General features: G+C 57.7%; 16 protein-coding genes and 1 pseudogene. 8 read left to right on the plus strand and 9 right to left on the minus strand.

The window, feature by feature from the left end:
• Positions 1 to 52: 52 nt before the first annotated feature.
• Both P6U28_RS23880 and P6U28_RS23885 read left to right on the plus strand, forming a co-directional pair.
• Positions 53 to 901: an SDR family oxidoreductase gene (locus P6U28_RS23880; protein ID WP_407120043.1), complete on the plus strand. Its 849-nt coding sequence runs from the start codon at positions 53 to 55 to the stop codon at positions 899 to 901.
• Between the two features lie 122 nt (positions 902 to 1,023).
• Complete coding sequence (locus tag P6U28_RS23885; protein ID WP_407120044.1) at positions 1,024 to 2,292, plus strand: serine hydrolase domain-containing protein; 1,269 nt, start codon at positions 1,024 to 1,026, stop codon at positions 2,290 to 2,292.
• Between the two features lie 60 nt (positions 2,293 to 2,352).
• On the opposite strand, the gene P6U28_RS23890 is transcribed toward P6U28_RS23885, so the two are convergent.
• Complete coding sequence (locus tag P6U28_RS23890; protein ID WP_407120045.1) at positions 2,353 to 3,240, minus strand: dienelactone hydrolase family protein; 888 nt, start codon at positions 3,238 to 3,240, stop codon at positions 2,353 to 2,355.
• Positions 3,241 to 3,609: 369 nt separating this feature from the next.
• Between P6U28_RS23890 and P6U28_RS23895 the strand changes: the two genes are divergently transcribed.
• Positions 3,610 to 3,900 carry a hypothetical protein gene (locus P6U28_RS23895; RefSeq protein ID WP_407120046.1) on the plus strand — a complete coding sequence of 97 codons (291 nt, stop codon included), beginning with the start codon at positions 3,610 to 3,612 and terminating at the stop codon, positions 3,898 to 3,900.
• A gap of 598 nt (positions 3,901 to 4,498) precedes the next feature.
• Here the strand turns inward: P6U28_RS23895 and P6U28_RS23900 are convergent.
• Positions 4,499 to 5,305 carry a LuxR C-terminal-related transcriptional regulator gene (locus P6U28_RS23900; RefSeq protein ID WP_407120047.1) on the minus strand — a complete coding sequence of 269 codons (807 nt, stop codon included), beginning with the start codon at positions 5,303 to 5,305 and terminating at the stop codon, positions 4,499 to 4,501.
• A 708-nt stretch (positions 5,306 to 6,013) separates the two neighbouring features.
• On the opposite strand from P6U28_RS23900, the gene P6U28_RS23905 reads away from it, so the two are divergent.
• Positions 6,014 to 6,772: a Crp/Fnr family transcriptional regulator gene (locus tag P6U28_RS23905; RefSeq protein WP_407120048.1), complete on the plus strand. Its 759-nt coding sequence runs from the start codon at positions 6,014 to 6,016 to the stop codon at positions 6,770 to 6,772.
• Positions 6,773 to 6,970: 198 nt separating this feature from the next.
• Here the strand turns inward: P6U28_RS23905 and P6U28_RS23910 are convergent, their stop codons facing one another.
• The 7 genes and pseudogenes from P6U28_RS23910 to P6U28_RS23940 form a co-directional block, all read right to left on the minus strand.
• Positions 6,971 to 7,540, minus strand: coding sequence for a hypothetical protein (locus P6U28_RS23910; RefSeq protein WP_407120049.1), 570 nt, complete (start codon positions 7,538 to 7,540; stop codon positions 6,971 to 6,973).
• 37 nt (positions 7,541 to 7,577) lie between these two features.
• The gene (locus tag P6U28_RS23915; RefSeq protein WP_407120050.1) at positions 7,578 to 8,210 is read right to left on the minus strand and encodes a hypothetical protein; all 633 of its coding nucleotides are present in this window, start codon (positions 8,208 to 8,210) and stop codon (positions 7,578 to 7,580) included.
• On the minus strand, positions 8,207 to 9,238 hold the full coding sequence (locus P6U28_RS23920; RefSeq protein ID WP_407120051.1) for a TAXI family TRAP transporter solute-binding subunit: 1,032 nt from the start codon (positions 9,236 to 9,238) through the stop codon (positions 8,207 to 8,209). The genes P6U28_RS23915 and P6U28_RS23920 overlap by 4 nt, the downstream gene beginning before the upstream one ends.
• A gap of 54 nt (positions 9,239 to 9,292) precedes the next feature.
• Positions 9,293 to 11,134: a hypothetical protein gene (locus P6U28_RS23925; protein ID WP_407120052.1), complete on the minus strand. Its 1,842-nt coding sequence runs from the start codon at positions 11,132 to 11,134 to the stop codon at positions 9,293 to 9,295.
• A 656-nt stretch (positions 11,135 to 11,790) separates the two neighbouring features.
• A pseudogene (locus P6U28_RS23930) lies at positions 11,791 to 13,140 on the minus strand (IS701 family transposase).
• Between the two features lie 74 nt (positions 13,141 to 13,214).
• Positions 13,215 to 13,971 (minus strand): IS5 family transposase gene (locus tag P6U28_RS23935; protein ID WP_407120053.1). Its coding sequence is split into 2 segments (ribosomal slippage): positions 13,215 to 13,665 and positions 13,664 to 13,971, totalling 759 coding nucleotides; the frame shifts between segments, so codons are not numbered across the junction.
• 341 nt (positions 13,972 to 14,312) lie between these two features.
• The gene (locus P6U28_RS23940; protein ID WP_407120054.1) at positions 14,313 to 15,122 is read right to left on the minus strand and encodes a LuxR C-terminal-related transcriptional regulator; all 810 of its coding nucleotides are present in this window, start codon (positions 15,120 to 15,122) and stop codon (positions 14,313 to 14,315) included.
• 690 nt (positions 15,123 to 15,812) lie between these two features.
• Here P6U28_RS23940 and P6U28_RS23945 point away from each other — a divergent pair.
• The 4 genes from P6U28_RS23945 to P6U28_RS23960 all read left to right on the plus strand — a co-directional run bounded on the left by P6U28_RS23945 (position 15,813) and on the right by P6U28_RS23960 (position 19,780).
• Positions 15,813 to 16,001, plus strand: coding sequence for a hypothetical protein (locus tag P6U28_RS23945; protein WP_407120055.1), 189 nt, complete (start codon positions 15,813 to 15,815; stop codon positions 15,999 to 16,001).
• Between the two features lie 62 nt (positions 16,002 to 16,063).
• Complete coding sequence (locus P6U28_RS23950; protein ID WP_407120056.1) at positions 16,064 to 16,261, plus strand: hypothetical protein; 198 nt, start codon at positions 16,064 to 16,066, stop codon at positions 16,259 to 16,261.
• Positions 16,262 to 16,338: 77 nt separating this feature from the next.
• A complete protein-coding gene (locus P6U28_RS23955; protein WP_407120057.1) occupies positions 16,339 to 17,628 on the plus strand; it encodes an HlyD family efflux transporter periplasmic adaptor subunit in 1,290 nt (429 codons plus the stop codon).
• Positions 17,606 to 19,780, plus strand: a complete 2,175-nt coding sequence (locus tag P6U28_RS23960; protein WP_407120058.1) for a peptidase domain-containing ABC transporter — start codon at positions 17,606 to 17,608, stop codon at positions 19,778 to 19,780. Before P6U28_RS23955 ends, P6U28_RS23960 begins: the two co-directional genes overlap by 23 nt.
• The last annotated feature ends 50 nt before the right edge of the window (positions 19,781 to 19,830 follow it).

The raw sequence follows: 19,830 nt of genomic DNA on the forward strand, positions 1-19,830 counted from the left end.
CGAACTACGCGCGACGTCGCGAACGGGAACTTTCGACCTGCACGGGAGACGCATGCGGCTCTTCATCCTTGGCCTCGGCTACAGCGCCCGGCACTTCGTCCGCAAATACGGCGACGGCTTCTCGCAAATCGCCGGCACCGTGCGCGATCCCGCGCAGCGGAACGATCTCGCCGGCCTCGAGGTGCATCCGTTTTCCGGCCGCCCTCCGTCGCGCGAGACGGTTCAACAGGTTCGCGATGCCGATGTCCTGCTGGTGTCAATCCCGCCCCGCAACGGCGGAGATCCCGCGATGGCGGCGTTCGGCGGCGTGCTCCAGGGGAGCCGCTGCAAGGTCGTTTATCTCTCCACCATCGGGGTGTACGGCGATCACGGCGGTGGATGGGTCGACGAGAGCACGCCGCCGCAGGCAACCCTCGACCGCACGCGCATGCGGGTTGCTGCGGAGCAGGCCTGGATGGACGCGGCGCGCGGCGATGCCGTGATCCTGCGGCTTGCGGGCATCTACGGCCCGGTCCGCAACGCGCTGGTAACGCTGCGCGCGGGAACGGCAAGGCGCATCATCAAGCCGGGACAGGTCTTCAACCGGATCCATGTCGATGACATCGCGAGCGCGATCATGGCCGCTGTTCATCACCAGGGCGGCGGCATTTGGAACGTCTGCGACGACGAGCCCGCGCCGCCACAGGACGTGATCGCCTATGCGGCGAAGCTGATGGGGGTGGCGCCGCCGCCTGAAGAAGCGTTCACGACGGCCGAGATGTCGGCAATAGCCCGCAGCTTCTATGCCAGCAGCGCACGTGTCTCCAATGCGAAATTGAAGCGCGAGCTCGGCGTCACGCTGGCCTGCCCCACCTATCGACACGGCCTCGACGCACTATGGCGCGCAGGCGAAGGGCGATAAGGCTCCTGCGCTCCCACGCTTTCCAGCCATGCCTCGCCCGCGCTTGACTTCATCCCAGCGCGGTCGTGATCTAGGCATCGAGCGAGCCACCGCACAACGAGCTCGTCCATTGGGAGGATGCAATGAACAAGACGATCGCCATGATCGCGGCGACGGTTGCCGTCGTCACGCTCAGCGCAGCACGGGCCGCGCCGCTGCCCGAAGCCAGTCCCGACGATGTTGGATTTTCAAAACAAGGCCTTGCGCGGCTCGACACCTTCTTCGCACGCGAGATCGCCGCCAAGCGCGTCCCCGGCGCGGTCGTTGCGATCGCGCGTGACGGCAAGCTCGTGCACTACAAGGCCTATGGCGTGCTCGATCCGGACAAGGGCACGCCGATGCCGGTCGATGCGATCTTCGCGCTGGCCTCGATGACCAAGCCGATGGCAGCGGTCGCCGGCCTGACGCTGATGGAGCAGGGCCGGCTGCCGCTCCAGGCCAAGCTGTCTGATTATTACCCCGGCTTTGCCGACATGAAGGTCGGCGTGCCCCAGGGCGACGGCTCGCTCAAGCTCGAGCCGCAGGCCTCGCCGATCTTCATCCACGATCTCTACCGGCATACGTCGGGCCTGATGTATGGCGGCCGGCCGGACTCATCGAGCCCGGTCGCACGGCAGTATCCTGATGGCATCGCGCCCGCGATCGAAGGCGACACCCAGGCCTTCATCGACCGCATTACAAAACTGCCGCTGGCGCACCAGCCCTCGACCGAGTTCGAATACGGCTTTTCGATCGACGTGCTCGGCGCGGTCGTCGAGAAGGTCAGCGAGCAGAAGCTCGGCGACTATCTCGCCGCCAATGTCTGGCAGCCGCTCGGCATGAAGGATGCGACCTTCCACCCGATCGACGCGCAGCGTTCTCGCCTCGCCCGCCCATTCGCGAACGATCCGCTGACGGGCAAGCCGCAGGGCATCAAGCTCTTGGACACCCCAACCAAGTTCGATTGTGGCGGCGCCTGCTCGTTCGCGACGGTCGGCGATTACATCCGCTTCGGGCAGATGCTGCTCAACGGCGGCGAGCTCGACGGGCAGCGCATCCTCTCCCCGAAGACCGTGCATCACATGACGGCCAACCATCTCGGCCCCGAGATCAAGAACAATGTGGCCAATATCGAGCCGCATCGCGGTGGCTTCGGCTTCGGCCTTTCGGTGGCGGTCCGGACCAGCGAGGGCCTGTCGTCGGTCCCCGGCAATCCCGGCGAATTCACCTGGAACGGCGCTTACGGAACGCAGTTCTTCTGCGATCCCAAGGAGCGTCTCGTCGTGGTGGTGGGGACGGCCGCGCCCGGCGAGCTCAGGAAATATTATCGCGAGCAGGTTCAGGACATCGTCTATGGAGCGATGACCAAGTGAAACCTGTGCGCTGACATGAAAAGGGCGACCGTTCGGCCGCCCTTTTGTTTGGACCCGACGTCAGCTCAACACGCCGTACTTCTTGAACCAGGCCTCGGCCCGCTTCCAGGCGTCTTCCGCGGCGTCCTTGCGGTAGCTACCGCGATAGTCGGCATGGAAGCCGTGCGGTGCATCGGGGTAGATCTTGAACTCGGCTGTCTTCTTGTTCTGCTCGAGCGCTGCCTTCATCTGCTCGACCTGGGCAACGGGAATGCCGGTATCAGCAGCGCCGTAGAGGCCGAGGACCGGCGCCTTCATCTCGGGCGCGAGCTGCATCGGACTCTTCGGCCACAGCGGATTGGCGGGATCGACCAACGTTCCATAAAAGGCAGCGCCCGCCTTGAGAGCGCCGCTGTGGGCGGCGTACTCCCAGACCGTGCGGCCGCCCCGGCAGAAGCCGATGATGCCGAGCCGGGTGGCGTCACCGCCTTGCGATCCCGCCCACGCCACCGTCGCATCGAGATCCGACAACAACTCGGCATCCGACTTCGCATTCACCACCGGCAGCAGGTCCTTGACGTCCGCGATCTTGGTCAGGTCGACGCCCTTGCGGAAATAATAGTCGGGTGCGACCGCCAACACGCCGAGCTTGGCGAGGCGTCGCGTCACGTCCTTGATGTATTCGTGCAGGCCGAAGATCTCCATCGCCACGATGATCACCGGCGCCTTGGTGTTGCCGGCCGGGCGGGCGAAATAGGCGGGCATCTCTTCGGAGCCGACTTTGATCTTGGCATCGCCTGCCTCGAGACCCTTGGTGTCGGTCGTGACCACCTCGGCGCGGACCGGCCCGGCCGCAAGCGTATAGCCTGCCGCCACGGCCGCGGTGGCACTCATGAATCCACGGCGCGAGACCGCAGCACTTTTGGTCAGGCCGACGACGTCGGATGTCATGGTGGTTTCGAAGCTCATTGGCCATTCCTTCCTGCTGATTGCCATCCCCCGGGGCGACGCATTCGCCGATAATTGCCGGCGGAACGCAAGTCACCAGCCTGCGAGCACGCTCGCTTTCACGCCAAGCCACGAATGCCGGCGATCGTCGAGTTTGAGGATGTTGCCGAGAGTGGCTGCCGATGCGACACGGTTGACGCTGAACCGCATTGGATTCCCAACGACACTTCGACGTTCCCTGGATCGGGCGTGTGCCGGATTTAACCGTCTGGCTACATTGCATCGCAACATCCGTTAACCGAAAAATGCGGTTCTTTCCCTGTGGGCCCGATCGTCGGACGTCGCAGTGAATGCTCTTGTTCGTTCACTCGACAGGCACAGCCGCAACAAATGGCAATCGTGATGGTGACGATGACAAGTCATGTTGCTCATGCATCGCAGATCGTCGCCAATTCTCGTGCGAACCGTCGTTATTTGATTGAAGTTTTCGGAAAATCTGCGTCGCGCGATTTGCTCGAATTTTCTTTGTCATGCCCTAGTTCCACGGCCGGTTCCATCGCCGGCAAGGCGGACCTCACCGGCCTCACCGGAGGGAGGCGGGAATGCGCACAGGAGCCCTATATCACTAGCTGTATTGCTTGCACGCCCTTGGGCGGTGCAGGTCAAGGCACGCATGAATAAGAACCGGCGAACCGGCTCCGAAAGCGAAATTTTATCGCACCAGTCGGATCAACTCGCACGACCCGCTTCGCGAATTGATGGCCGGGTCGAGCAGGTGCAACGTATGCTGACCTGGGCTGAGCCAGTCCGATCATTCTCGACCCTCGCACTGGCCGCCAAGTTTCCCGACCAGTGCTCGCCGGCCGCCCGGCATGGAAGCTAGCCAGCTGGTGCTAATATGCAATATCGGGCAGGCCCGTGGGTGGCATCATTTTCCAGCACGGGCTGGTATTGCCGCAAGCCAATCGAGCTCGAACAGCTCAGAAAGGCTATCAACACTATCTGCATGCTCTAGTCCGGTCTCAGGAGGCGCGCTTTTGCGGCAGCCGTCGTGGGCCATCAGTCAGCTCGACGCCGCAGCTCCTCGCCATTCAGAATCGACACTGCGGCACCACATGCCTTTCGCCGTTCTCTTTGAAACACTCCACCGCGATGTAGTTCGACCTCTTTATATCGCCTCGGCGGTGGCAAGCTCCGCCTCAATCCTCGCCTGTTCGCAACGAACGAGCAAGTTCATTGCCTCCACCGCAAGGGTCGCTAACCTGGCCGTGGAAATCCTTTAGTCTGTTGAACGCATTCTCGATGCGCGACCGAAGCTTAGAACTGCACTTTGAGACGCTGAGCGGCCGTGAAGCTGAGCGGCCCCGCCTGACGCCCTAGCATCCAACTTGCGTTCCTCGTGCACAACAATGTTTGCTACGTCGCTGCGTTTGAGAGCGGCTCTTGCTTTGGGCGCGTGCGGGGTCGGCACGTTTGGCGCGATGGGCGGTGAGTTGGTGTCTTCGTTAAGCTCGTTGCTAATGCCCCAAATTGCGGCTTGCGTCCGATTGTGCACGCCGATTTTGCGAAGGATCGCCTTTACATGGACCTTAACCGTCGACTCCGCGATGTCAATTTTCCGCGCAATGGATTTATTCGATTCGCCTTCGACGACACAGCGCAGAATCGTTTTTTGCCGCGGGGAAAGCTGTTGTGCGCTGCGTTCATCTGGCGAGACTGTCAGGTCCTTGCGCGCGGTTGCGCGATCATTGTCTCCACCTTTGAGATTGAGAGCCAAGGGCAGGAATGCCGAAGGAAACATTGTTTCGCCCATGATCACGAGCTCGATAGATCTGATGAATACGTCACGGCTCATGACGTCAACGAAATAGCCACTGGCGCCGGCCTGAAATGTTGCAGCCACTTCATCGGGCCGGTATCGATCGGCAACCACAACCACGGGCGCATCTGGGTGACCACGTCTGAGAGGCTGGATTTGCTCGCGGGCAATCTGGAAATCGTCGCCGGTATGTACAAGGACAAACAACTTTTGACCCTGTTCGAATTTACTTGCGTTCAATTGATCAACACATGTCACTGAACTCACTGTGCCAAAATCCGCAGAGCGTAGGAATTCAGTAAGAGCGTCTTTTCGTAAGCTGTTTCCTCCGATGACTATGGTTGTTAGAGAGCGTCTCCTCTTGATAGATTTCCTGCTCATAATTGATCCCCTGCAGGCAATTCAAATCTCGCAAACGACGGGATGCCGTCGGAGACTAATTCGTATAGTTATATTCCGGACAACCCGGCTGAAGCTACATCTCCGCATCGAAGGCTCCTTTGCCTACGATAGAGAAGCGCCATTGCCGGCAAAGATTGCGATGGAACTGGAACATCGCCGCAGCTTAGGCCCGCAGCACCGCGATCATGTAGCGTAGCGCGACCACATGGCAGGCCTAGCACGCGCTCTTATACGCAGCCACTACTGCAAAAGCAGTCGCATAAAGATCATCTGAGAGTCTGTATTGCTCAATACAGTTTACCACTTAATTTCGTGACGAACCAAACTGGAACCGGAAATCCGCGACGAGCTCGCGGGCGCACTTGTTCGAAATAGGAGGATTGGGCGGGGGGCAGATCAAACGTCAATTTCCTCGCTACATTAGGACCGGTCGTACGCGCCCAATCGACTTCTTGAACGAAGTTAGGATCGCCGATCGTTGTGTCGTATTCCAAAGGATGTATTGCACGGATGCGGTCGCTGCTGAAAGCTTGTGCAAGCCGGCCGGCCGGGTCGCGAGGCGTTCGCCATGGGATGTTATCGACGGCGAATGGCAATACTGATATCCGTTTTCAGGATAGACCTGCGATGATAAGGCAGCTGGCTAAAAATAGATTGCTTGCCGCCATGTCGCCAGCCGAGCTTGAGCTTCTCAGACCGGATGAGGCCGAGTTCTCGCGCGGTGATGTGCTGTTCGACTGGCATGGTCGGGTGGACCGGATTTACTTTCCTCATACAGCGCTTGTATCGCTTTTGACCCACCTGAAAGAGGGTGGGACGATTGAAACGGGTACAATCGGTTGTGAAGGAATTGTCGGGTCTTTTGCGATTGATGGCGATAGCATTGCTCTAGCCCGGTCGATTGTGCAAATTCCGGGACGTTGTTCCGTCGTCAAGCTCTCACGGATGAAGACGGCAGTTTCTGAAAGCGAACGAATCCGTATGCTCGTCGGTCACTTTCAACAGGCCTTCGCCGCACACGTTCTGCAGCAAGTTGCGTGTAATGCAGCCCATGATGTGCTCTCGCGATGTGCGCGCTGGATCCTTATGGGCCTTGACCGAACTGAGGGTGACGTTGTCCATCTCACGCACGAATTCCTAGGGGAAATGCTCGGCACGGTGCGACCCACCGTGTCGTTGGCTCTCAAGAAGCTTCAAAACGATGGGCTCATCGAGACGTCCTACGGGAGGATTCGAGTGCTGGATCGCTCGGGCCTCGAGAATGCAAGTTGCGAGTGCTATGGGCTCATTCGAGCGACATATCGGCGACTGCTACCCCTGACGTATGCGTGAGGCTGCCGCGATGGAGTTGCGCGGGAGCTCTAACATGATTCCGCCCCGGCCAGAGTCTAAGCTGCTCCGAACTCGCCAACCCGGTTGACCGGGTTTCGGCAGCATGCGCGCCGATTACGTTGTTGAATAATCGGGTCTTGCGCCGTCCTTTGTATGTCTGTACGCAGCCGGGCTCGCGAAGCCTTGGCGGTAACACGCTTAGGGCTTGACGTAAGTCCAGCCCTGCTCCTCCCGTTCCATGATGCGCACGACACCGGAGTTGACGACTTGAGCCTCTGGAACAAGTTCTATATCCTTGTTCTCATGCTTGCGCATATTGTCACGCGTGTTGCCGCACGCTTTGAACAATACCTCCGGCGTGCTCACCGACATTGTTTCAATTCTGTCCTTCACCGGCGAAGTATCGGCGCGGAGCATGTGCAAGCCAGGCCCGAAGGTGATCACTTCGATCTTAACCTTCTCGCCTACGTCTTTGTAATGTTGCACCACGTTTGTAGCGTTGTTCAGGGTCAAATTCATCGCCGCCGCATCGTTGCTATTCACTTGCAAGATGAGGCGATGTTCTTTGTTCTTAGCCGCGGATCGATTCTCTGAGCTGGATAACGGGCGCACGTTTTTTTTCGCCACAACCACCTTTTTTTGCTTTGGCAGTAGGGACACCGGCGCCCGATCGACCGGTCGCGCAGCTTCCTGTCCCGTAGACAAAGATACCGCCACCAGAAGCATGGCCAGGCTTGTTGTTCCCTTAAGCGCAATTTGCCGTAACATGCTCAACCACCTCCCATTAGCTTGCCTTGTACCAATATCAGCTGTTCGGCTTCGCGATGGCGGCAGGCCACTTGCATGCCGTGGCTATCCTGGTGCGCACCGCCTCAAGTCCAACCAATGAGAACGTTCCATGTTGAGCGGCTCCCAGGCGGGAAGCAATGTACACGACCAGTTCGCCATTGGTTGGAAGCGACTGAAATAAGGCGATGGGATCGGCCTTGAAAGCAATACCGGTCCCAAACGCAGGAGTGGCCACAGCGATTTGGACGGGCTGGCCACTCTTGGTGCTGTAGGACACGACATAATCCTCAGGCCGCCCTGAGATCGCGGGGCCGGAGACAACGAGTTCGCTCCGTTCACCTCGGCAACGCATGGTAAGCTGCAGCGGTGAGCCGCCTGCGACCTCGCGCGACGAGGTCGTCGCGGTGGCGACGGGCGTGTAATCCACGGGCGACGTTGTCTGACTGACGACCCATTGGCTTACCGCCACTGTGGGCCCGGCCGACGGCTCGATGCTTCGCGCGAGCTTGTCCAGACATTCCACCCGCTCCTCGCGCTGCATCAGACCACAGGTACGAAGTTGCGCCAGCGGATTTTCGGCGCTCTGCGCCGGTGCCACTCCTGTTGCGACAGCAAGCGCGGAAGCCGCGGTAAAGATCGCGCGATTCATTGCGATGCCTGCGTAGCGCGAGAATGGTTATCCAGCCACGCCTGCGCCGCTGGAAAGCGGGTGAGCCCGGGCACCGTCGCACCTAGATTGATCGATTTCCATTTTCGATCAAATCCGGGCTCCTGCAGCCTGTTGATGCGGGAGAACAGATGATCGATAAAGCGAGCGACACGCTCATAGCGATATGTCTTATTTTGCCAGTTGTAGGCGACCAACGCGGTCGGTACGGCGATCGTGTCGACATGTTCGCCTTCTTTAATAAGGCCGGGATAATCGGCCGCTTCCAGAGATGCAGGGAGATAATAATCTTCCAGCCTGCTTTCGTACGGTACCGGGAGGAACTTGAATCCAGGCTCCCAGCGTCCACGCACGAAGGGCTCGACCGGCTTGGACGTGATGAACACGACCGCAGCGATATCGCCCTTGCGCATTTGTTCCAACGCGACCTGATGCGGAATGAAGGTCTGCTGCACGTCAAGTCCGAGACGGCTGAAGATCAGCGGCCCAGAATAGGCTGCGGCCGTGCCTTGATTGTTGAAATTGACCTTCTTCCCTACTAGGTCTGTCAGACTGTGAATCTCCGGACGAACGAAAATATGCAATTCGGATGGAAAGAGATTCAGCAGGTAGGCTAGGCGACGCTGAATGTCCGGCACTTCCCTCTTGTACTCGTCGAGCACGTCCGCATTGATGATGGCCGCATCGATGCCATGCAAATAGAGCAGTGAGTTGACGTTTTCGGCGGCTCCTCGCGTCACGACAGGCAGTACATGTAGATTGTCGCCGTCGTCCGCAACACGCGCGATCTCCGCGGCAAGACGAATAGGCGCGCCCTCGAGGAGGCCTCCGGCAAGGCCGACAGTCCAGGCATTCATCGTGACTCTCGGATCGGGGCGAACGATTTCCTTCGCTGATGCAGCAGTGTTCGTATTAGCACCTTTTGTCCGCGCATCCAGACCGGAGGGCTGCAGTAGCAACAACGGAGCAAGTGCGGCGAGCAACAGTTGCGGTCGAAAGAGCTTTTGCATTTGGTACTCCTTTTTGTGTGAGAACGCCTCGCTTATCGCAGCGCCACAGCTCCTCTACCGAAGCGCTTCCAATCGCAGTTTCGCTTGCGTGTTGCCGACTGCCTCGGCCCTTGCGTAAAGCTCTCGCGCCTTTGCCACGTCCCCAAGCGTGCCAACTGTTGACCATTTGGGAAGAACGTAGGGGTCGTAGGTCTCCGCTAGCGCGAAGACTGCCTGTGCGCTGCCTCTTTCGGCCGCGCGCTCAAGCACAATCCGAGCGCCGCCTATATCACCCTGCTCAAGTAACACCCTCGCACGTGCGACCAATCTTGACGCCGCCGCCCCCTCATCGGCACTGTCGGGCCGCTCGTCTCCAACACGTGCTGATTTGATCTGATCGGCTTGGAAGGGTTTTGCCCTGTCCGCCTCAGGCTCATTGCCAGCACTTGCAATCGGACGCGCGTTTGCTACCACTGCGGCTGTGAACTCGTGCTTGTTCCTGCGCTCGGACGCGGGATCGACTTGCTTCGCGGTTGCCAGTTCTTGTTGCACCGATTTCCGCGGCTCCGCAGCGTTCGCCTCCGCCACTTTCTTTAGCTGCTCAATTTGCCGGCTCTCATTGGGAGCCCGAACCTCGTACTCGTCTCTCGTAGCGTGTGCCGCCTGGAGCTCTCTCGCCAACGCCTCCGCCCTATCATGCTCCTGCCGTAGCGATCGCTTCAACTGCGTCGCGTCAGTCTCTGCAGCCTGCTTCAGTCGGCTGGTCTCGTCCTGTGCCTTGGTTACCAAGGCCGTTTGCGTCTCGACGTCGCGCTTGGCTGATGCCAGATTCTGTTCGAGCTGCGCAGCTCGTTCGCGTTCCCGCTGCAGAATTTGTCGCAACTCGGCCGCGCCAGTGTCCTCTGCCCTCTTCTTGAGATCTTCCAATTGCTCATCGGTTTTACGCGCCTGCGCCTCGTAGGCGTATGTCTTGGTGCGCGCGGTTGACAGCTCGTTTGCCAGCGCCTCTGCCTTTTCATGCTCCTGCTGTAGCGATCGCTTCAACTGCGTCGCGTCATTCTCTGCAGTCTTCTTCAGTCGGCTGGTCTCGTCCTGTGCCTTGGTTACCAAGGCCGTTTGCGTCTCGAGGTCGCGCTTAACCGATGCCAGATCCTGTCCGAGCTGCGCAGCTCGTTCGCGTTCCCGCTGCAGACTTTGTCGCAACTCGGCAGCGCCAGTGCCCTCTGCCCTCTTCTTGAGGTCTTGCAATTGCTCATCGGTTTTACGCGCCTGCGCCTCGTAGTCGTATGTCTTGGTGCGCGCGGTTGACAGCTCGTTTGCCAGCGCCTCCGCCTTATCATGCTCCTGCTGTAGCGATCGCTTCAACTGCGTCGCGTCATTCTCTGCAGTCTGCTTCAGTCGGCTGGTCTCATCCTGTGCCTTGGTTACCAAGGCCGTTTGCGTCGCGAGGTCGCGCTTAACCGATGCCAGATCCTGTTCGAGCTGCGCAGCTCGTTCGCGTTCCTGCTGCAATGAGTTTCGCAATTCGACCACGCCAGTATCACCGGCAGGCGATGGGCCCATGCCGTCCGTCGCCTTGGCTACCGGCGCTGTCTGCGTCCCCGTTGCGGGCTGAAGCCCCGTGAACCCCTGCCCGAGCGACTCAGCCTGATCACGCTTCCGCTCCAAAGGTTTCAGTAATTCGAGAGCGCGCGTTCCGACCGTCAGTTCGCAGGACCGTCTCTCCGCGGAGTGGTGTTCTGGAGATTGTCCTATATCGCTGACGACCGCTTGCGAAATATGAATTATTTTTTCGTTGCTAGGCCGAATGGAGGGGGACGAGTCCTTCGCGGTGCCGAACTCAGGCCGCAGCAGCTCCGCTGCCTGGTGTTCTTCTGGTGCGTGCCGCGAGATTGAATTGGTTGCCGCCGCTTGCATAAGCCGGGTCGACGCCTTGCCGACATTGGACGATCGCGCCCCCGCGAGGGGCGACCCGGCGGAGACGGGCCGTTGCACCTGCGCGGACTCCGAAGACGCGCCCGTTTCCGCCGCTGATGTTACCGCTAGGACGCTTACAGTAATCAGGGCAACCGCTCGCCCATGAGGGAAAAGCTGGCGCGCCGGCGGTTGCGCAAAACGAATAGGTAGCTCGGCGCAGCTACGCGATGTTGCGCAAGCGTTTGCGTCGTTATCAACATCATTTTGTTCTTCGCCCGGAACATACGCAATCAACTGCCGCATGGCGAACCGCCCCTACTGCGATGTCTAACAATACACTTCGCGTCTCTCCGCCGCCATTCCTCGCATGGAGGACGGCTCGTACTCCCTTTCTGTTCCTCGCAGGGATGACCTTATGTATCCTTTTGGGTTAGGGTCGATGCACGACAGAGCGCCGATGCAGGATGCCGTCCGTTAGCGATCGAGATTAAATCTCCTCAGGGCCGGACGTGTTCGATGAACAAAGTCATTAGGGATGCCGAGCGATCCCCTCAATGATCCCAATGGCGACGCGCGACGCCGGCTACGAAGCGGCGTGGTCGTTGCGTTGCTCCGACTAGCACTACTTTGGCAGATTGTGTTTTCGCCGCTGTTTTTCACGGATTTGCCTTCGGCAATATGGGCAATGCTGAGACGGCGGCCGAAGGATGAGATCGACGATGGCGTGACGTACGGCTGGCATGGTTGGCTGAGGCGGAGGCCCGTAGATTCTTTTTTCCGCCCCGCGTGTGCGAGGCGACGATGTTGCAGGAAGGCGTAGGCAATCATTGTCATCAGGGCGTGGCGATGAAGACCTTGCCATGATCGCCCTTCGAAGTGATCAAGTCCAAGTTCCTCCTTCAACTGCTGATGCGCCTGCTCACAAATCCACCGTGCCTTGATGGTGGCGGCCAGCGTGCGCAGATCCGTCGCCGCCGGAAGATTGGCCAGATAGTATTTCTTCTCCCCGGACGCACGTTGCTCGCCAATGAGCCAGGCTTCGTCGCCTGGGAGATGCTGCTGACCTTTATCCCATATCCGCTGCGGAGGGCCGTCGGCGGTCCGGACACGGACCGCAGCAAATTGGGCTTTAAGCCGACCTTTCGTCCCGCTACGCCAACTCACGGTTTTCCATTTGGCGCCGGCCAGCATTTGCTCGGCCGCAATTGATAAGATATCGGGCACGTGGTGCTTTCGTGGTTTGCCGCGGGCTTTGGTAATCGGCCAAATGAGCTTCACATCGACCGGATACACTTTCAGGTGCCGCGGGATTCCGACAGCCCAGACCAGCCCGCGCTCTGTTAGCCCTTGTCGAAACGGTGCGCTGAGGCCGTATCCTGCATCCGCCAGCACATATCCAAAGCGCACGTTGGCTGCTATCGCGCGGTCAATCTCGGCCAAAGCAATCTCCGGCTTGGACCGTGGCGTTCGATGTTCGACTGGCACGCGAGCGCGCTTCAAACGAGATTCGTCGCTTGTCCAACTGTCAGGCAGAAAGAAAGACGTAACGCGACCATCACGGGTACTTCGCCGCGCGCAAGCGTCAAAGACACCAGTGTTTGGCAATTTGCCGTTTTACCGAGAGCCGAGGCGTATTGAGCCGCAACACCGACCGAGCGCTCACCCTTCTTGGGAAGTGAGGTGTCATCAATAACCAGCACCGCATCCCTGCCGCCGACAAGTCGGTCCGCCTGGTTGAGCAACTCTGTCTCCAGCGGCGTCGCGTCCCAGACACCGTCCGCAATGAAATGGTGCAACTGGTCGTAGGTGCTGGTGGCAAGGCGTTCCGCCATCGGCTGAACGCTCTTACGATCGCCGGGACCGATCAATCCCGCAACATACAGAGGACACATCCGCTGCCGGGTCTTATGACCCAGTCGGTCCAAGAACGGCATCAGCCAGCGTTCGAGTTCGTCTTCCCATCCCGGCATGGTCAGCCCTCCAAGAGCCGACCACCCATGAATCATTGAAAAATTGATTCGGGAATCCTATAAAACGCGCCAAAATCAACAATCTGCCAAAGTAGTGCTAGGGTCCGGACTCAATTGATCCACCAAGTAACGGCGGCGACCAAGAGGATGGCCGAGAGGAAGTTGTCGGCTCGCTTGTCGTAGCGGGTCGCAATCCGCCTGAAGTCCTTGAGGCGGCAAAACATGCGTTCGATGAGATTGCGTCCTTTGTAGGCCTTCACGTCGTACCGGTGCGGATGCTTGCGAGTTGGGTTGGGCGGAATTACTGCCTTTGTTCCGCGCTCGGCCAACCACTCACGCAGGCTATTGGCGTCATAGGCCCTGTCAGCAAGCAATCGTCGAGCAGGTGAGACGGCAGGCAGCAGATCGCGCGCCGCCGTGAGGTCATGGCAGTTGCCAGGCGTGATCACGAAGGCGATCGGACGTCCATAATCCTCGGTCAGCGCGTGGATTTTGGTGGTGCGTCCGCCTCGCGAGCGGCCGACCGCCTGCTGGAAGTCCCCTTTTGCGCCCGCCGCCGAGGTGGGCTTTGATGTGGGTCGCGTCGATGGACATTGTCCCGACCCGGCCGGTTGAGCCAGTCAAGGCGTAGAAAATATTGCCCCACACGCCTTGGCGGCTCCAGCGATTGAAGCGGTTATAGATGGTCGTGTAGGGGCCGTAATCTGCCGGGCAGTCTCGCCAGCGTGCGCCCGATCGCAGCATGTGGAGGATCCCGCTGATCACGCGTCGGTCATCCACGCGATGGGCGCCGCGCCGCCCACGTGGCAACAGCGGTTCAATCCGCTTCCACTCCGCCTCACTCAGCCAATATAGCTTTTGCCCCATCAAGCCCCCCTTCGACTCGGAGGTCTTGAATCACAACTCCGCCTCAGCGGGAATCCCTATTGAGTACAGACCCTAGTCCGCTTCTGTCAGCGAAGCAAACGATCCGCCTACTCCCGTCGAATGACAGAATGAAGGTTTGGCCGCGGCTCCATCTTAGCCCCTGCAGGATCGATCCTGATCCAATGCGGAATTGCATTCCTCTTCGCCGTAGGTGCGTCGAGTTGCGTACACTTAGGCCATGTGGACCGCGCATCTTGGCCTCGCTCGAGCGTCATGCCTCTTTCGCGCGGAGACAATCCGATAACGAATACAGCGTCCGTTTCTCAAGCGACTTGTGTCGTCTACCTTGACAGAGTGTTATCGAGACGTAGCATTGGTTCGTTACGCTCTTTTTTTTCGAGCTCAGTCGAGTTCGTACACTCTTCTGTCAGCGATGCGTCAATCAATCCAGTACAATCCGGCGCAAAGCCCTGATTTCCGACGAGCGCCAATTGCGTTCTGTTTGTGGCACCAAATTTCCTCATAAGTTGCCCAACGTATACCTTCACAGTTGCTTCCGTCATCCCGAGCTCCCGCGCAATCATCTTGTTAGAGTCTCCGAAGCGGACACGTTCAAGCACCTCTCCTTCTCGTCCTGTCAGCTTGCTTTTCATCCTGTGGCCGTTTTGATCCGATTTCGGTGCATGCGTCTCTTCCTGTGATCGGTTTTGCGCTGACTGGCGCTGGAGTTGGCGAATAGCGGCCTGTGGAAAATACGAACCGCCATGTAGGATAAATGATAGTGCCTTACATGCGAGATTGGCGTCCATACCGGTAGGAACAAAGCCTGTTATTTCCGCGGCGACTGCGGCGGCGATCTCTTGAGGATCATCTCTATCCGAGATGATGATCAGAGGTACACCACCTGATTGCCCGCGCAGCATCATAAATGTTTGCAAGTTTTCCGGCTCAGCGATGGAGCAACCGCCTACGTTGACGATCAGCATCCGAATGTCTGCCTGCGCCTGGAGTGCTTCACAAGCTTCGACGACATCGAAAGGTGTCAACATCAACTCTTCAGAGTGAGCCCATTGCTGAAAGAAGCTTATTAAACTAGCGCGTCGCAGGCTTTTGGAGTCTATGATCGCAACTTGCGGCTTGCCAACAGGCATTGATATTCCGCAACTCATGCGTCTGCGCCCCACAAATCTACATTGTGATTGGTAGTCCAGATAACTCAAGTGACATGAGCCCTGCAATCTCCTTCAAAATGGGTAGGATCCATCACCTCAGAGGGGGATGGGACATGAAGCTCGGGAAAACTGGTAACGCCGCCGCCAGATGAGACCACCTTCAGATCAGGTGTGAGGTCAGTGAGTGGGGGGCGTGCTCGGCGGTTGATCGACGCGGATCGAAGTTGTCGACCGCATAACGCGGCTGAGCCGGCCTCGGTTCGCCGGCGGTTCGGCGCATTCATAACCAAAAAAGCGGCGCCCGTTATTCGCGAGGAACGCGTAAGGCGCAAGCGTGCGTCCGGCACAAGCGCGTCAATGGCTTTGCAAGGCCACTTAGCCGATCGCAAGCGCTCTGATACGCAGACGCCCGGCCCAGCGTGGATTGGTCGCAGAGTCATCACCGGACCGGCATCGCAACAGGATGCAAATCGTTTTAGGTCAAAGGTCGTATGCCGCCGTTCTCGGGGCAACCGTCGCACACTGTGAGCTTGTTCATCGGACCATTCAAATGTCGTACACCTCATGCAGCGTTGCGCAACACTGAAATCTACGTACGGTTTTGTGTCGCAAGAAGATTGCCGACACGGGCAATCTATTGCGTCAGACCGACTGAAACAGGAGGCTGCAATGACCATGACTAGCAACAATGGAATGCGTGAGTTGGCCGATAAGGAACTGGATGCAGTGTGTGGAGGGGGGAGCTTTAGAACGGGAGATATTTGGGCCCACCAGACAAACGTTTCTGTGGTGAACAAGAGCAAGGACGTCTGGATCTACCAGATCAACAACAACAATACTGGTATTCAGGTCGGGTAAGTGATTGCCCGCTCCCCCGATCGCACTTGCGGAGGAGCGGGCTCTTCAACAGGAGAATCCCAATGGCTTATAAGGGCGCGCTCTATGAGTTGAACGAGCAGGACATCGACAGAGTCTCGGCGGGCCAGAGCATCCACATCGCGATCGTTGTGAGATCGTCGGATCAAACCATCACACAAACTGGCGGGAGCCAACTCGATGTAATAACGAATAACAGGACCGTCATTGATGCTATGTCGATCGGAAAGCCCACCAAATAGTGGATTTCAGTTCTCCCACATAGCCTCTGATCGGCAGAGACGTGTCCCGAGGTACATAGGAATTGGGTTCCGGAGCCGTGTCATCGCAGCTTCTGTTATTTCGCCAGGAGGCAATTGAGTTCCAACAGGACCATCGGCAGTGGGGCCAGGTCGCGTTGCTCCAGACGAGATCGACGAAGGTTATAAGCTGGTTGATTGCGGCGGTAGTCGCACTTACGGCGGCCTTCCTGTTTGTCGGACAATATGCTCGAAAGGAGACCGTGGCGGGGTACCTGACCCCGATCGCCGGCACGGCGAAGATATTCGCTTCAAAATCGGGTACAATCAAAGAGGTTCATGTCAAAGAGGGACAGGAGGTCAAAACAGGGCAGAGGCTTTTAACCATCGAAACTACTCAGATTGCAGCCAATGGGCAGGACGTGAACGATGTCATGCTCGGCACACTGGGGGCGGAGCAAGTATCGCTACGAAATCAGATCTGCGCGGAGCAGGACCGCATTAACTCCGAGGAAGCGCGCCTATCAGCCAAAATTGCAAGCCTCGAAACTGAACTATCCCGATTCGACGCTCAGATAGAGAACCAGCGCGAACAAATTCGGTTGTCCAGCGAACTCGTTTCCTCTGTAACGAACCTGGCGGCCAGAGGCATAGTCTCAGACGTGGAATATAAGAAGCGGGAGATCGCCGCGCTCGAACAGAAGCAGAAGCTCGACTCCTTGAAGCAGCAGGCAGCCACTCGGCAGAATGAGCTTACTGAAGCCCGTTCTTCCCTCGAACAGCTGCCGACCGTCACGGCCGGAAAGATCCAGAACCTGCGCAGCGCACTTGCCACAACAGAGCAGCGCATAGCCGAAATTAGTGGACGCCGCGCGTACGAGGTGCGAGCGCCAGCGGCGGGACGCATCTCAATTCTACAAGCAACTGTTGGTCAATTCGTGGATCCGCAAAGACCGCAAATGCAGATCGTCCCTGACCACAGCGAGCTGCAAGCAAACCTGTTTGTTCCGGCCAAGGCCATAGGCTTTGTTCAGCCAGGGCAGGACGTCAGAATACTATATGAGTCGTTCCCCTATCAGCAGTTCGGTACATATCGCGGCCGCGTAAGTGAAGTCTCACAGACGATGTTGACGCGCGCTGAGACCTCCGCACCCATTGAGCTCAAGGAGCCTGCGTACCGGGTCACGGCGAGACTCGATCGCCCAGATATTGACGCCTATGGAAAGCGCATACGGCTTCAGGCCGACATGCTTTTGAAAGCAGACATCATTCTTGAAAGACGATCTCTGATCAGATGGTTGCTTGATCCATTGCTCAGCGTGAGAATGTCAATCCCGGGATGCGATCATGGTGCATGTGCTAAACCGTAGGCATCACCTGCCGGTAATCCGACAAACAGAAGCAGCAGAATGCGGTCTCGCGTGCATTGCTATGATAAGTTCTTATCATGGCCACCAGATCGATCTGAACACGCTGCGGCGGCGCTATCCCGTGTCGCTAAAGGGTGTGACGCTAAGAGCCTTAATTCAGCTGGCTAGCCAGATGCAACTAGCTGGTCGCCCTCTGCGCTATGAGCTCAGTAAGATCAGGGACCTGCACCTCCCCGCGATCGTGCACTGGGACATGAACCATTTCGTGGTCCTGAAGTCGACAACGAGGCGAGGTATTGTGGTGCATGACCCCGCTTTGGGAGAGAGGTTCTTTCCGACGGTAGAAGCCTCCAAGCATCTGACCGGCGTTGCTCTTGAGCTATCCCCAACCGAGTCATTTCTTCCCAAAGACGAGAGAGCGCACCTCCCATTTTCAACCTTCTGTAGACAGTTGCGCGGTAACACACATGCACTTGCTCAGGTTTTGGTGCTTTCAATCGCTCTTGAAGCATTTGTGATTGCAAGCCCTTTCTATCTCCAGCTTAGTGTCGATGAGGTCAGCGCCAGGGGCGATGCCGATCTGATGACAGTGCTGGCTCTTGGATTCGCTCTCCTAACAGCCATCAAGGTCGCCTCCACTATTATCCGCTCCTCGATTATTCTGGTTGTCCAGAACGCGTTGCACTTCCAAATCGGCGCTCGTCTGTTTCACCACCTAATCAGATTGCCGGTCGCCTATTTCGAGAAGCGGCATATCGGCGATGTTCTCTCGCGTTTCACGTCCATTGAACCAATTCGCACGGCACTCGCAGAAGGGGTGATAACTGCCGCGATTGATGGGGTAATGGCGGTTGCAACGTTGGCAATGATCTTTGTCTATAGCACTCAACTCGCATTGGTAGTACTTGTTACGTTTGCCGGTTATGCGGCAGTGCGTCTAGGTCTCTATCGTTTGCTGCGAGAGCGTAACTTAGCCGTGATAGAAGCTAAGGCCCATGAAAACTCGACCTTCATCGAGACCCTGCGCGCGATCCAAAGCTTGAAGATCTTCAATCGTGAGACTGACCGCGAGACCCAGTGGCTTAACCGTTATGCTGATGTAGTAAGCGCCAACGTTCGATTGGGTCACATCAAAATAGCTTTCACAGGTATCAACGACGCGCTGTTTGGTCTTGAGAATATTCTCACCATTTACCTTGCCGTCCAACTGGCTCTAGGCAACCATCTGACCATCGGTATGATCTTCGCCTTTATTAGCTATAAGCAGCAGTTTATCGAGAAGGCTGTTCAGTTCATCGAAAAGATTCTTGATTTCCGAATCATCGAATTACATCTCGAGCGCTTGGCTGATATTGCCCTGAGCCCGCTTGAGCGGGGCCATGACAGACCGTTGGCCTATACCCCGCGCGTTCAGGGCCGGATCGAATTACGAAAAGTCTCTTTCCAATATGCCGAAACGGATCCTTTTGTACTTGAAGACGTCAGCTTTATCATTGAACCTGGGGAATTCATCACGATTATGGGTCCTTCGGGCGGAGGCAAGACGACCCTTGTCAAGATCATGCTCGGTTTGCTGGAACCGACAAGCGGGGAGGTATTGATTGACGATGTTCCTCTCTCGACGATTGGTGGAAGAGCCTATCGTGAGCACGTGGCCGCAGTGATGCAGGAGGATCAACTACTCTCAGGCTCTATTGCCGATAATATTTGCTTTTTTGATGCGTCCTTCGACGAAGTCCGAATGATTCAATGCGCGCGCCTGGCGGGTATACACGACGAGATCATGGCGATGGCCATGACCTACAACAGCCTAATCGGAGACATGGGTAGCTCGTTATCAGGTGGACAGAAACAGCGACTAATGCTCGCGCGGGCGCTTTATCGGCAACCTAGCATTCTGTTTCTGGACGAGGGCACGGCTCATTTGGACGTGGATAACGAAAAGCGCATCAACGAGAGCCTTAAAAGCTTGCAAATGACTCGAATAAATGTGGCACACCGGCCTGAGACAAGTAGCCGAGCAGATCGAATTCTGCGAATAGCAAGGACGTTGACGAGCGATCTGAGGCGCAGTGAGGACTGCCAACGGGATGAAGCCGTCATTCCTTCCTTCTTAGAGCTGGATAAACAGGGGCGTAGCCTTCCAGGTTGAGACCAGGCCGGTACAGAATCGTAGAAGATCGTAGTCCGGCGCGTAAAATT

Source organism: Bradyrhizobium sp. STM 3561, assembly GCF_045571455.1.
Lineage (GTDB): Bacteria > Pseudomonadota > Alphaproteobacteria > Rhizobiales > Xanthobacteraceae > Bradyrhizobium > Bradyrhizobium vignae.

Bases quoted from the DNA above. Each gene is read 5' to 3' on its own strand.
- P6U28_RS23920 (WP_407120051.1), bottom strand. From the start codon at position 9,238: ATGCAAAAGCTCTTTCGACCGCAACTGTTGCTCGCCGCACTTGCTCCG.
- P6U28_RS23915 (WP_407120050.1), bottom strand. From the start codon at position 8,210: ATGAATCGCGCGATCTTTACCGCGGCTTCCGCGCTTGCTGTCGCAACA.
- P6U28_RS23885 (WP_407120044.1), top strand. From the start codon at position 1,024: ATGAACAAGACGATCGCCATGATCGCGGCGACGGTTGCCGTCGTCACG.
- P6U28_RS23895 (WP_407120046.1), top strand. From the start codon at position 3,610: ATGGCAATCGTGATGGTGACGATGACAAGTCATGTTGCTCATGCATCG.
- P6U28_RS23880 (WP_407120043.1), top strand. From the start codon at position 53: ATGCGGCTCTTCATCCTTGGCCTCGGCTACAGCGCCCGGCACTTCGTC.
- P6U28_RS23960 (WP_407120058.1), top strand. From the start codon at position 17,606: ATGGTGCATGTGCTAAACCGTAGGCATCACCTGCCGGTAATCCGACAA.
- P6U28_RS23925 (WP_407120052.1), bottom strand. From the start codon at position 11,134: ATGCAAGCGGCGGCAACCAATTCAATCTCGCGGCACGCACCAGAAGAA.
- P6U28_RS23910 (WP_407120049.1), bottom strand. From the start codon at position 7,540: ATGTTACGGCAAATTGCGCTTAAGGGAACAACAAGCCTGGCCATGCTT.
- P6U28_RS23905 (WP_407120048.1), top strand. From the start codon at position 6,014: ATGTTATCGACGGCGAATGGCAATACTGATATCCGTTTTCAGGATAGA.
- P6U28_RS23945 (WP_407120055.1), top strand. From the start codon at position 15,813: ATGACCATGACTAGCAACAATGGAATGCGTGAGTTGGCCGATAAGGAA.
- P6U28_RS23890 (WP_407120045.1), bottom strand. From the start codon at position 3,240: ATGAGCTTCGAAACCACCATGACATCCGACGTCGTCGGCCTGACCAAA.
- P6U28_RS23950 (WP_407120056.1), top strand. From the start codon at position 16,064: ATGGCTTATAAGGGCGCGCTCTATGAGTTGAACGAGCAGGACATCGAC.
- P6U28_RS23940 (WP_407120054.1), bottom strand. From the start codon at position 15,122: ATGCCTGTTGGCAAGCCGCAAGTTGCGATCATAGACTCCAAAAGCCTG.